The sequence below is a fragment of the Actinoplanes sp. GCM10030250 genome, assembly GCF_042666575.1.
Lineage (GTDB): Bacteria > Actinomycetota > Actinomycetes > Mycobacteriales > Micromonosporaceae > Actinoplanes.
In genome coordinates this window covers 61,045-73,436 of the sequence record NZ_JBHTDO010000023.1, presented here as the reverse complement: position 1 = coordinate 73,436, position 12,392 = coordinate 61,045, and the positions used below count along the sequence as shown (strand labels likewise).

The window sequence follows — 12,392 nt, the reverse complement described above, 5'->3', positions numbered from 1 at the left end:
ATTGAAGACCGCACCCGGGCTGTCATCACACCGGCATCAGGGGTGTATTGGCATGCCCGCGTGCATTGCTGTTCTTCGATTTCCGGTGGTGGGGTGAGGTAACCATTCCCCGACCCCCGGAGGTCGTTCATGAGACGACGTTCCCTCGCCGCCTTCGCCGCGGTCGCGCTCTGCGTGACAGGGGCGTTCACCGCCTCCTCTCCCGCGGGAGCGGGACCCGCGCAGGACCCCGCCGCCGAATACGAGATCTATGACGTACGCACGCAGGCGCACCGCAACACGATCGCCCGCACCGGTGTGGCGATCGAGGACATCGACCACGGCGTCGCGACGGTGACCGCCACCGGCGCCGAGGTCAGCCGGCTGCGCAAGCTCGGGTGGACGGTGAAGGAGGTGGACGCGGGCGTCGGCACGCTCGACTTCCCGCCCGCCGACTCGGCCTACCACAACTACGCCGAGACGAACGCCGAGATCAACCGGGTCGTCGCCGCCTTCCCGGCGATCGCCAGCAAGCGGGTGCTCGGCAAGTCCTACGAGGGACGCGACATCGTCGCGGTGAAGATCTCTGACAACGTCGCCACCGACGAGGCCGAGCCGGAGGTGCTGTTCGACGCGAACCACCACGCCCGCGAGCACCTCACCGTCGAGCAGGCGCTCTACCTGCTCAACCAGTTCACCAGCGGCTACGCCGGCGACACCCGGGTGCGCAACATCGTCAACAGCCGGGAACTCTGGATCATCCCGATGGTCAACCCGGACGGCGTCGAATACGACATCGCCTCCGGCAGCTACCGCTCATGGCGCAAGAACCGGCAGCCCAACAGCGGCTCGAGCAACGTCGGCACCGACCTCAACCGCAACTACGGCTACCGCTGGGGCTGCTGCGGAGGCTCGTCCGGCAGCACCTCGTCGGCCACCTACCGCGGGCCGTCCGCGTTCTCCGCACCGGAGACCCGCGTCATCCGCGACTTCGTCAACAGCCGCGTGGTCGGCGGCAAGCAGCAGATCAAGGCCGCCATCGACTTCCACTCCTACTCGCAGCTGGTGCTCTGGCCCTACGGCCACACCACCGCGAACACCAGCACCGGCATGACCGCCGACGACGCCAACGCGCTCGCCACGTTCGGCCGCCAGATGGCCGGCACCAACGGTTACACGCCGCAGCAGTCAAGCGATCTGTACATCACCGACGGTGACTCGCTCGACTGGCTGTGGGGCACCTACAAGATCTTCGCCTACACGTTCGAGCTCTACCCGGGCAGCGCGTCGGGCGGCGGCTTCTACCCGCCGGCCAGCGTCATCACCCGCGAGACCTCGCGCAACCGGGAAGCCGCGCTGCTGCTCGCCGAGGTAGCCGACTGCCCGTACAAGGTAATTGGGAAGCAGACCACGTACTGCTGACGGATACTCCCCCGCGTGCGAATCTCCGAACAAACCGTCCGGAATCTGCTCGCGGACCAGTTCCCCGAGTGGGCGGACCTGCCGGTCAGGCAGGTCCGCTCCGCCGGCACCGTCAACGCGATCTTCCGGATCGGTGAGGGCCTGACGGCCCGCTTTCCCCTGGCGGGCGAGGACGATGACATCCAGGAGATCCGGCGCGAGCTTCAGAGCGAGATGTACGCGGGACGACTCCTCTTCTCCCGGACGAGTTTCGCCACGCCGGAGCCGGTCGCGCTCGGTGAACCCGGGTTCGGTTACCCGTTGCCATGGTCGGTGCAGACCTGGCTGCCCGGGACGATCGCGACGGACGAGGACCCCGGCGGGTCGTGGGAGTTCGCCGGTGACCTCGCCGAACTGATCAGCGGGATGCGGGCGGTCGGGACGGGTGGGCGCACGTTCGCCGGGCGGGGGCGCGGTGGCGTGATCGAGAGTCATGCCGACTGGGTGCGGACGTGTCTCCGGAAGAGTGGGAAGCTGTTACCCGTACCCCAACTCGGTCAGATCTGGAATCGCATGCGTGAGTTGCCCCGCGGGAGTGACGGTGACGTGATGACGCACGGTGACCTCATGCCCGGCAACGTCCTGGTGGCCGAAGGCCGTCTGACCGGTGTTCTGGATGTCGGCGGCTTCCGGCCGGCGGACCCGGCGCTGGATCTGACCAGTGCGTGGCACCTGCTGGAACACGGGCCGAGGCAGCGGCTGCGCGCCGATCTGGGATGCGATGACCTGACGTGGGCGCGCGGGCAGGCGTGGGCGTTCGAGCAGTCACTCGGGCTGGTGTGGTTCTACGAGACGAGCAATCCGGTGATGAGCAGGATCGGTCAGCGGACCCTGTCGCGCATCCTCGATGATCCGCAGTGACTTCTGCCTGTTCCTATTCTGATGTCGGCCAGGTTTCGGGCCACTCGTGCGCACGGTATGAGCGACCTGAGATATACATATTTCGATTAATTGATGCGAGGCTCCCCTCAGCGGCGTTCCCCACCGGGCACGCCCCGACTGAGGAGGACCTGGATGCGCAGATGGCGATCCCTTCTGGCGACGGTGGCTGCCGCGTTCACCGCGGCGACCATGGGCGTGCTGGCGGCACCCGGTGCGGCCACGGCTGACGACGTCACGCCGTATGTTGTAGGTGGCACCCGCGCCGCCCAGGGTGAGTTCCCGTGGATGGTGCGCCTGTCGATGGGCTGCGGCGGAGCGCTCTACAGCTCGACGCTCGTGCTGACCGCAGCGCACTGCGTGAGCCGGACCGGCAGCAACACCTCGATCACCGCCACACTCGGGTCGGTCGACCTGCAGTCCAGCACGCGGATCACCCGCCGCTCCAACTACGTCTACCGCGCGCCGGGCTACAACGGCAACGGCGACGACTGGGCGTTCATCCGGCTCGCCAGCCCGGTCACCGGGATCGCCTTCCTGCCGATCGCGACGTCCACCGCCAACGACTCGGGGACGTTCACCATCGCCGGATGGGGTGCGGCCAGCGAGGGCGGCTCGCAGCAGCGCTACCTGCTCAAGGCGAACGTGCCGTTCGTCAGTGACTCCACCTGCAACTCCAGCGCCATGTACGGCGGTGAGGTGATCGCGGCGGAGGAGATCTGCGCCGGGTACACGTCGGGTGGTGTCGACACCTGCCAGGGTGACTCGGGTGGGCCGATGTTCCGCCGGGACGCTTCCAACGCCTGGGTTCAGGTGGGCATCGTGAGCTGGGGTGACGGGTGTGCCCGTCCGAACAAGCCTGGTGTGTACACGCAGGTCAGCTACTTCTCGTCGGCAATCCGGTCGGCGGCCGGCAGCCTCGGCGGCTGACGGCTCGGCTTTTTGAGGGGCGTCCTTGCGGCGCCCCTCAAGTACGTTCCGGACGCGGCGGTTTCGTCAGGGGTGGCGGCTAGGGTCCGTTCATGAGTTCGGAGCGCCGCACGCTTTACCCGCCGATCGAGCCGTATGCGACACGGTTCCTGGAGGTCGGTGGGGGGCACCGGCTGCATGTGGAGGAGGCCGGCAACCCGGACGGCGTTCCGGTGGTCTTCCTGCACGGCGGGCCGGGTGGCGGGCTGGTGCCGTTCATGCGGCGGTTCTTCGACCCGGAGCGCTATCGGATCGTGCTGTTCGACCAGCGGGGCGCGGGGCGCAGCACCCCGCTCGGCGAGTTGCGCGACAACACCACCTGGCATCTGGTCGACGACATCGAGACGATCCGCGAGGCGCTCGGCATCGGCGCGTGGCTGGTGTTCGGGGGTTCCTGGGGGTCGACGTTGGCCCTGGCATATGCGGAGAAGCATCCGAGCCGGGTGACCGGGCTCGTGCTGCGGGGCATCTACCTGGTGCGGAGCAGCGAGCGGCGGTGGGGCTACCAGGACGGGCTGAACCGGATCCAGCCTGAGGAGTGGGAGAGGTTCATCGCACCCATCCCGCCGGCGGAGCGCGACGACGTTCTCGGCGCCTATCACCGGCGGCTCACCGGAGACGACCCGGACGAGGCGCAACGGTTCGCGGCAACCTGGATGCGGTGGGAGGCGATCATCTCGTCGCTGGTCCCCGACCCGGAGCTGCTCGCGACGCTGACTGCGGACGACATGGCGCTGCCGGCCGGGCGGATCCTGGCTCACTACGTGGTGAACGGCGGCTTCTTCGAACCGGAGTCGCAGTTGCTGGACGAGGTCGATCGCATCCGGCATCTGCCGTGCGTGATCGTGCAGGGCCGATATGACCTGTGCTGCCCGCCGGTGACGGCCTACGACCTGGCAACGCGCTGGCCGGAGGCGGAGCTCCGCATGGTGGGAGACGCCGGGCACTCCTCATTGGAACCGGGCATCACCCACGAACTGATCACCGCCACCGACTGGTTCGCGGCGAAGCTGCAGTAATGGAATGACGGGGAGGGGGTGAGGCGTGGACGGCACGGTCAGGAGAGGGTGACTGCCTGGTCGGCGGCGGAGATGGTGTTGCGGCCGTTGTTCTTGGCGGCGTAAAGGGCCTGGTCGGCGCGTTCGAGGAGGTGCTCGGCGCTTTCCGTGGTGTCCCACAGGGCGTAACCGATGCTGCACGTCTCCGCGCCGGGTGTGGCCAGGCGGATCCGGTCCAGGAGGGCTGCTGCCTCGGCGGGCGTGCGGCCGGGTAGAGCCAGTACGAACTCCTCGCCGCCCCAGCGTGCGATCAGGTCACCGTCGTGCAGTTCGTGGAAGTAAGCGGTGGCGGCGCGGCTGAGCAGGTCGTCGCCGGCGGGGTGGCCGTAGGTGTCGTTGTAGTGCTTGAAGTGGTCCAGGTCGGCGATGGCCACGACGAGCGGGCGGGACTCGGTCATCAGGGCTGCCAGTTGGGTCTGCCAGGCACGCCGGTTCGGCAGGCCGGTCAGGGAGTCGGTGAAGGCCATCTGCTCGAGGCGGCGCAGCAGCCTCTCGTGCGTCAGGGCGAGGGCGGTCTCGTCGCCGAGCAGGGCTACGGCGCGGGCGCGGTGGTCGCTCACCGATGCGACGTGGCGTTTCCAGCCGACGACCAGGACGGCGATGACCTTGCCGTCGTCGATGACGGGTTGCCAGAGGAGGGAGCGGCCTTCGATCAGCTTGAGCAGTGACGGAGACACCCGGGGATCCAGCGCCGGGTCGGCGAGGAAGATCGGTTCGCCGCTGCCGTAGACGCGGGCGATCATCGAGGTGCCGTCGAGGGGTACGCGGGTACCGAGCACTTCGGCGCCGGCGACGCCGGTTGCTACCAGTTCGGTGGGTGCGGCTTGGTGACGGCTACCGCCGCCGCCCGGAGGCTCCAGGAGCGTGACGTTGTCAGCCTCGGCAAGGTCGCGGATGGCGTCGATGATCGTGGAGCGGGCGTCCTCGCCGGTGCGGATGCGGCGGGCGGCGGCGGAGACGGCGGCGAGGAGCCGGTCCGATTCGTGGACGGCGGCCTCGGCGAGGTGGCGGTCGGTGATGTCCTGGAGTTGCAGCAGCGTCCAAGACTTTCGGCTGCGGCCGGCCGTCGCCCACACCCAGCGTTCCGTGCCGTCGGGGCGGACGATACGACGTTCGATTCCGGCTGAGGTACCGGTTGCGGCAACGGCTGAGTCATCGGCTGGGGTGTCAAGGAATGGTGCGCTGTCGGAGCCGATGAGTTCGTCCTCGGAGCGGCCGACGAGTTCGCAGAAGGCGGCGTTGACGGCGACGATGCGGCCGTCCTCGTCGGCGATGCCTACGCCGGAGGGTGAGGCTTCGAAGAGGCTGGTGAAGCGCTCGGCTACGGCGGCCACCTCGTCGCGGGCTACGCGGAGTTGGCGGTGCCGGCGGCGTACGGTCTCGTGCAGGATGGCTGCCAGGACCGCCGAGATGGTCAGTTGGACGGCGTAGAAGCCTAGTTCGGCGGTGCGCAACGGGGCCTGAAGGGTGATCGCGATCAGCCAGCCGGCGCAGCCGAGAGTTCCGGCGGCGGCGGCGATCCGGCGGGAGGGTACCGCTGTGCCGATGCAGACCAGGCCCAGCATGAGCAGGGTGGTGAAGTGCAACTGGGCGGTCATCACCACCTGCGCGACGCTTCCGATCACCGGTAGCAGGGCGAGCAGGACGTTGCCGGCGGGGCGGCGCAGTGGGAGCCTGCCTGCTGCGGCCATACCGAGTACGACGGCGGTCACGGCACCCACGGCGGTCATGATCGGCCGGGCGAGGCCGGTGAGGGTGGCGTAGTTGGTGATCGCCAGCGCTACGTAGAACGCGGCGAAGGCGCCGCGCATCCAGCCGGTGGCGGCCCGGTCGCCGTGGTCGTGCTCGTCTCGCTCAGTGCTCAACGCCGTCTCCCTCCGCCTCCGATGGCTAGTCGGACGCGGCGGAGCGGACTTTAGAGAGGCAGCGGACTTCAGAGGGGCAGTGGTCGTTAGAGAGGCAGCGGACTTCAGAGGGGCAGTGGTCGTTAGAGAGGCAGTGGAGTCCACTCGCGGACGTCGGTCACGCTGACGCCCGGTGTGGTGAAGTACGGGTCGGCGGCGAGGACCGCGTCGGCGGCGGCGCGGCCGGGCACGTCGAGGATGATCAGGGCGCCGGTGTCGTCGGTGTACGGGCCGGCCATCAGCACGGTGCCGTCGCGGTGCAGGGCGACCAGCCGGTCGCGATGGGCGGGGCGCGCCGCGAGACGTTCCGGTCCGCCGGTGAAGGTCAGCTCCACGATCCACATGCCCGCACCGTAGGCCGTGCAACCCCGGCGGCGCGACCCGGCAAAGGACAACGCGGCGCGGTCAGGCGCAGGCTCGCACGGTGTGGTGATAACCGGCCACGTACGGCTGGCGGCGTTGTCGCAGCTTGAACAGCGCTTGTAACCTCGAGTACATGGACCGCCACTCCCGGATCCGCGTGTCGGACGCCGACCGTGAGGGGATCGTGGCGCGGCTCAGCGCGGCGACCGCCGAGGGACGGCTGAGCGTGGACGAGTTCAGCCAGCGCGCCGGCATGGCCTATGCGTCGCGCACCTGGGGTGAGCTGGCCCGCCTCGTCGACGACCTTCCGGTGCCGCGCATCGTCTATCCGGCTCCGCCGCCGGCGCCCAGCCGGGTCCCGCTGCTCGCGTTGATCTTCGGCGTGCTGTCCATTCCGACGTTCGCCTGCACCCCGCTCGGCGCGTCGGCCAGTTTGGCGGCTGTCGTGCTGGGCGTGCTGGGGATCCGCGGCGGTGACCGGGCGATGGCCGTCGCGGGTCTGGCCTGCGGTGTTGTCGGGCTGGCCCTGCAGATCGCGATGATCCTCTTCTTCACCGCCGGGATGGATTCCGGGCCGCCGCCGTTCTCCGAGTGAGGGGTCAGGCGCTTCACCGCCGGGATGGATTCCGGGCCCGGCCGCGACAAAAGACCTCGGAAAAGCGACCTTGAAAAAGCGGCCTCGGCAGGTCTGTCACAACGGCTCAGGCGGCGGCCGCAGCGACCGATCAATGGCCCTGTGAAATGGCCGTACCGCGTCTATCTGCCCACCGGCGTGGTGCTGGCACTTCTCTACACGGTCGCCACCCCGGGGCTGCAGACCGTGATGTACGGGGTGGTGGGCATCAGCGCCTCCGCCGTGATGCTCATGGGTGTCCTGCGGCAGCGGCCACGCTCGGCGGCGGCGTGGTGGCTGATCTGGACAGCCCTGCAGATCAGCCTGATCGGCGACATCGTCGTCTGCCTGCGGACCTGGTCCTATCCGGGCTCGCAGGTGCTGCTGATCGTGGAGAGCTGCGTCTACCTGATCTCCTATCCGACCCTGGCGGCCGGTCTCGCGCTTGTTGTCCGCAGCCGCTCGGCCGGCCGCGAGCGCGGGGCGGTCATCGACTCCGCGATCGTCGCCAGCGCGCTGGCTCTGCCGCTGTGGCTGATCGCGGTGACGCCGGTGATGGCCGCGCCGGATCAGCCGGTGGCGTTGCTGGTGCTGCGGCTGGCGTGGCTGCTCGGCGATGTAGCACTGCTGACCCTGCTGGTGCGCCTGCTGGTGGGCGGCGGAACCCGCAACATGTCGCTCTACCTGCTGCTGTTCGCCGCTTGCGGTTGGCTCGCCGGTGACGTGGCCAACGCCGTGCTGGCCGAGCAGGGCGCGACGCAGACCTACTGGGGCGGTTATCTGTACCTGCTGAGTTACACCGCTTTCGGCGCGGCGGCCCTGCACCCGTCGATGCCGCGGCTGACCGCTGTCGTCAGCGCGCCGGCCTCCCGGCTGACCACGCGCCGCCTCGCTGTCCTGGCCGGGCTGTCGCTGCTGGCCCCGGCGCTGCTGCTCGCTGAGGCGCTGACCGGCCGGCACGTCGAGGCCGTACCCATCGGGGTGGCCTGTGTCGTGTTGTTCCTGCTGGTGGTGACCCGGATGGCCGGTCTGACCCGGCAGGTCGAGCGGCAGGCGCGGGAGCTGTCGGAGCTCGCCGCCCACGACGGGCTGACCGGGGTCGGTAACCGCCGCTCCTGGGACGCGCGGCTGCACACGCTCGTCGGTGCGCGGCAGCCTCTGGTGGTCGTGCTGCTCGACCTGGACCACTTCAAGCGGTTCAACGACTCCTTCGGGCATCAGGCCGGTGATCAGCTGCTGCGCGACGCCACGACGGCGTGGCGGGAGGTGGCGGGCCACGACGACGTGCTGTACCGCTACGGCGGAGAGGAGTTCGGCCTGCTGCTGCCGGAAACTTCGGCCGATGACGCGCTGACACTTGTCGAGCGCATGCGGGAGGTGATGCCGTCGGGGCAGACCTTCTCGGCCGGCGTCGCCGCGTCGCGTCACGGTGAGGCTGCCGAGGCGCTGGTGGCTCGCGCCGATGCGGCGCTGTACCGGGCAAAGGCGGACGGCCGGGCCTGCGTCCGGGCGGCGGAGCCGGCGGTTGCCTGAAGCCCGGCCACCCGCATGGGCCGGCGCCGAAACGGGCGGAATTCGGAGAGCTGTTCGCCGGCCGTACCAGAAAAGAAGTGAGCGTGGAAAAGGCGCTCAGCCCTGGAAACGCGGGGTGCGCGCCATGGCGCGATAGGCGGACAGTGCCGAGGAATCGGTGTCGAAGCGGAAGTTGTTGGCGCTGTCGTGCTGGGTGTCGGTGTCGAACCAGACGACCGCGCCGACCGCCGGTGTTTTCGCCACCCAGGTGCTGAGCTGTTTGATCCAGGCGGATTTTTTCTTCACCGCGGCGGTCTCGGTGAGGATGACGGGTTTGCGGTCGCCGTAGATTCGGGTGACCGGGTTGAACAGCGTCGACGGTGATTCGCCGAAGAAGTTGTATCCGGAGACGCCGACCCAGTCCACATAGTCGTCTCCGGGGTAGTACTTCTGAATCCGGTTCGCCGCGGTGTTCGGTGCGGAGTTCCAGTTCGGGCTCCACACCCAGGCGACATTGTCGGCGCCCTGATCGGTGAAGATGCGGTGAATCCGGCGATAGGCCTTGACGTAATTCGCGGGACCGCCGTTCTGCGGGCCGCTCCACTCGAACCAGCCGCCGTTCATCTCCCATCCCCAGCGCAGCAGGATGGGCCGCTTCATCGCTTTCAGCTTGCGCGCCACCGAGCGGATGTTGCCGTCGGACGAGCCGTCGTTGATCCCGGCGAGGGGCGCGCCGTGCCAGGAAACCATCAGCACGCTGCTCCTGGCGACGTCGGGTTCGGACGCCGGCACGTAGCCGTCCCAGGGGTAGAACCGGTGCACGATGCGCTGCTCACGGCCCAGTTGATCGCGGCGCAGGGCGAGGCTCTGCTTCAGCGATCTGCCGCCGAGCGCGAGGTAGGACCCGAGCATCGCCTGTCCGGAAATGAACGGCACGGGGCCGCCGCGGCCGTCGGATTCGGGTTCCTTTACCGAAACCGTCGCTCTCGGCTTCGGGGGCGCGCTGGAGGGAGCAGTCGCGGTGGGCGCCGCGGTCGCGCTCGGCGCCGGTGGAGCAGCAGACCGTGAGGGTACGGTCAGCGCCCGCCCCCGCGGCGTTCCGGTGCTGGTGGCGCACCCCGCGGGGACGGTCAGCGCCGCCAGCGCCAGCAGGTGACGGCGCGACAGCCGGCGGCCGCTTCCGGGCTCGGAACCCACACGTACCCCCGTCGAACAGCCATCAAGATCACGCCCATCCTGCCCGTAGCCGTGCGCCGATCGTCTCGGCCGCGAGGCCGGTCCGGTCGTCCCCGCGGCCGAGCCCACACCCGCTGACCAGCCGCGGGGTGCCTCATCCGATCATCCGAAAGAATTGGCGGAACAGCGATCCGCAATACGATCGCCTGACGACCCGGTAGCCCCGGCGTAGGTTCGATTTCGAGGGGCGAAATGCCCGAAGAAATCATTACGGGGGTAAATGATCATGCGTGCTGGCAAACTGGCGGCCACCGTCGGAACCGTTCTGTTCCTCGGCGCCGGGGTCACCCAGGCCGTCACCGTTTCACCCGCTGTCGCCGCGCCCGCCGGCGCCGCCCAGGTGAGCAGCTTCAAGGACTTCCAGAAGGGCCTTAGCAAGGGTTACCGGGACGGGTGGCGGATGGCCCGCGACGAGTGCCAGAAGCCTTACAAGGCGCAGTACAAGCTCAACTCGCAGGAGACCGACTACGAGCGCGGATACGAGCGGGGCTTTGAGAAGGGCTTCGAGAAGGGCTTCTGGGAATACTGCAACTGACCTTTGACAGACGGAATTCCAGGGAACAGAGAGCGCGGGTCATCGCCCTCTGTTCCCTCAGGCGACGCTATTCGCCATACAATTTTTCGATGTCGTGGGCGTACCGTTGCTGAATGACCCGGCGACGCAGCTTGAGCGTCGGTGTCAGCTCGCCGGTCTCCGGTGTCCAGCCTGATCGCAGAATGCGGAAGGTCTTGACCTGCTCGGGCCGGGCCAGCTTGGTGTTGGCCGCCTCGACCGCCGCACCGATCTCCGCGACCACCACCGGATCGGCAGCCAGCGACGGCAGCGTCGGATCCGCGAGGCCGCGGGCGCGGGCCCAGACCGGAGCGGTCTCCTCGTCGAGGACGATCAGCGCCGTGACGTACGGGCGGCGGTCGCCGATCGCCACCGCCTGGGCGATCAGAGGGTGCGCCCGCAGGTGGTTCTCGATCTGCGCGGGCGAGATGTTCTTCCCGCTGGAGTTGATGATCAGCTCCTTCTTCCGGTCGGTGATCGTCAGGAACCCGTCGTCGTCGAGGGTGCCCACGTCGCCGGTGGCCAGCCAGCCGTCCGCGTCGGTGACCGGGTCGATCCCGCCGTCCGCCCGCAGATAGCCGGCGCAGACCAGCGGACCGCGCACCAGGATCTCGCCGTCCTCGGCCAGCCTCAGCTCCATGCCCGGGTTGACCCGCCCCACCGAGCCGGTACGGAAGTGCTCCGGCGTGTTGATCGTGCAGGTGCCGGTGGTCTCGGTCATCCCCCACACCTCGTGCACGTCGATGCCGAGACTTGCCAGGTAGAGCAGGACGTCGACCGGGATCGGGGCGGCGCCGCTGCTCGCGGAGATCACGTTGTCCAGGCCGAGGCGGCCCCGCAGCGGCCGCAGCACCTGGGCGTCGAGTGCCTCGCGTTTCGCGGCCAGCTCCGCCGGGACCTCCCGCTCGGCGCCGCGCAGCTGGTAGACCTCGAGTGCCACCGCGCGGGCGGCGTCGACGGCGGCGCGCACCTGCGGGTCGGCCGTGGCGAGCTGGCCCTGCACACCGGCGACCATCTTCTCCCAGATCCGCGGCACCCCGAACACCGCCGTAGGCCGGATGGTGACCAGGCCGGCGAGCAGCTGGGTGGGATCCGGGCAGATGGTGACGTGGCCGGCCCGGTAGATCGCGTTGTAGATGCCGAGCAGCCGTTCGGCGATGTGCGCGAGCGGCAGGTAGGCCAGGGACGCGGCGTGGTCGGGGGTGTCGAGGACCTGCTGGAGGATGACCGACTGGTAGATCACGTTGTGGTGGGTGAGCACCACGCCCTTCGGGTCGCCGGTGGTGCCGGAGGTGTAGAGCAGCGTGACCGGCTGCTCGGGACGCACCTCGCGCCACGCCTTCTCGAACGCTGCCGGGTCGGCGCGGTGGGCCGCCTCGCCCCGGTCGACGACCTGCCGCAGCGAGTGGGCGCCGTCGCCGTCGACGACCACCGGTCGCAGGCCGGGCAGCTCGTCGAGGATCGGCTGCCACCGGGTCAGGGCCGCCTCGTTCTCCAGCACCACGATCCGGGCGCCGCTGTGCTCGGCGAGGTAGTGCAACTGGGTGGTGGACAGGGTGGCGTAGACGGTGGACGGCACCGCGCCGAGGTGCGCGGCGGCCAGATCGACCAGCCAGTGCTCCGGCCGGCTGGACATCATGATCAGAAGACGGTCACCGGCGCGCAGGCCCAGATCGGCGAAACCCCGGGACAGGACCGCGATCTCGTCGCGCAGTTCGCGCCAGGTGCGGGTGCCCTGCTGACCGAGAACGCTCAGGGCCGGCAGGTCCGGGAACTCGGTGGCGTTGCGGTGCAGCAGTGCGGGAACGGTCAGGCCGCCGGCGGTGTCGGCGCACCGCCGGGCGAGGTCGGAGTCCATCGGCATT

Annotated in this window: 11 protein-coding genes and 1 pseudogene; 8 read left to right on the top strand and 4 right to left on the bottom strand. The window is 69.2% G+C overall.

Annotated elements, in window-relative coordinates:
* Positions 1–129 precede the first annotated feature (129 nt).
* The 4 genes and pseudogenes from ACFQV6_RS26750 to pip form a co-directional block, all read left to right on the top strand.
* A pseudogene (locus tag ACFQV6_RS26750) lies at positions 130–1,398 on the top strand (M14 family metallopeptidase); the annotation flags it as partial.
* 18 nt (positions 1,399–1,416) lie between these two features.
* Positions 1,417–2,301, top strand: coding sequence for an aminoglycoside phosphotransferase family protein (locus ACFQV6_RS26745; protein WP_378030345.1), 885 nt, complete (start codon positions 1,417–1,419; stop codon positions 2,299–2,301).
* 153 nt (positions 2,302–2,454) lie between these two features.
* The gene (locus ACFQV6_RS26740; RefSeq protein WP_378030344.1) at positions 2,455–3,249 is read left to right on the top strand and encodes a S1 family peptidase; all 795 of its coding nucleotides are present in this window, start codon (positions 2,455–2,457) and stop codon (positions 3,247–3,249) included.
* 92 nt (positions 3,250–3,341) lie between these two features.
* A complete protein-coding gene (pip, locus tag ACFQV6_RS26735) occupies positions 3,342–4,307 on the top strand; it encodes a prolyl aminopeptidase (RefSeq protein WP_378030343.1) in 966 nt (321 codons plus the stop codon).
* A gap of 38 nt (positions 4,308–4,345) precedes the next feature.
* On the opposite strand, the gene ACFQV6_RS26730 is transcribed toward pip, so the two are convergent.
* Both ACFQV6_RS26730 and ACFQV6_RS26725 read right to left on the bottom strand, forming a co-directional pair.
* The gene (locus tag ACFQV6_RS26730; RefSeq protein WP_378030342.1) at positions 4,346–6,211 is read right to left on the bottom strand and encodes a diguanylate cyclase domain-containing protein; all 1,866 of its coding nucleotides are present in this window, start codon (positions 6,209–6,211) and stop codon (positions 4,346–4,348) included.
* Between the two features lie 122 nt (positions 6,212–6,333).
* Entirely contained in the window at positions 6,334–6,594 is a 261-nt protein-coding gene (locus tag ACFQV6_RS26725; protein ID WP_378030341.1) for a YciI family protein, read from the bottom strand.
* A gap of 152 nt (positions 6,595–6,746) precedes the next feature.
* Here ACFQV6_RS26725 and ACFQV6_RS26720 point away from each other — a divergent pair, with 152 nt between their 5' ends.
* Together ACFQV6_RS26720 and ACFQV6_RS26715 are read left to right on the top strand one after the other, a co-directional pair.
* Complete coding sequence (locus tag ACFQV6_RS26720) at positions 6,747–7,208, top strand: DUF1707 domain-containing protein (protein WP_378030340.1); 462 nt, start codon at positions 6,747–6,749, stop codon at positions 7,206–7,208.
* A gap of 141 nt (positions 7,209–7,349) precedes the next feature.
* Positions 7,350–8,759 (top strand): diguanylate cyclase domain-containing protein, encoded by a 1,410-nt coding sequence (locus tag ACFQV6_RS26715; RefSeq protein ID WP_378030339.1) that lies wholly within the window; start codon positions 7,350–7,352, stop codon positions 8,757–8,759.
* Between the two features lie 96 nt (positions 8,760–8,855).
* Here ACFQV6_RS26715 and ACFQV6_RS26710 read toward each other — a convergent pair whose 3' ends face one another.
* Entirely contained in the window at positions 8,856–9,674 is an 819-nt protein-coding gene (locus ACFQV6_RS26710) for a glycoside hydrolase family 26 protein (protein WP_378030338.1), read from the bottom strand.
* A gap of 85 nt (positions 9,675–9,759) precedes the next feature.
* Here ACFQV6_RS26710 and ACFQV6_RS26705 point away from each other — a divergent pair, with 85 nt between their 5' ends.
* Positions 9,760–9,894 carry a hypothetical protein gene (locus ACFQV6_RS26705; protein WP_378030337.1) on the top strand — a complete coding sequence of 45 codons (135 nt, stop codon included), beginning with the start codon at positions 9,760–9,762 and terminating at the stop codon, positions 9,892–9,894.
* A 306-nt stretch (positions 9,895–10,200) separates the two neighbouring features.
* A complete protein-coding gene (locus tag ACFQV6_RS26700; protein WP_378030336.1) occupies positions 10,201–10,509 on the top strand; it encodes a hypothetical protein in 309 nt (102 codons plus the stop codon).
* Between the two features lie 67 nt (positions 10,510–10,576).
* On the opposite strand, the gene ACFQV6_RS26695 is transcribed toward ACFQV6_RS26700, so the two are convergent.
* Complete coding sequence (locus tag ACFQV6_RS26695) at positions 10,577–12,385, bottom strand: AMP-dependent synthetase/ligase (RefSeq protein ID WP_378030335.1); 1,809 nt, start codon at positions 12,383–12,385, stop codon at positions 10,577–10,579.
* Positions 12,386–12,392: the final 7 nt, after the last annotated feature.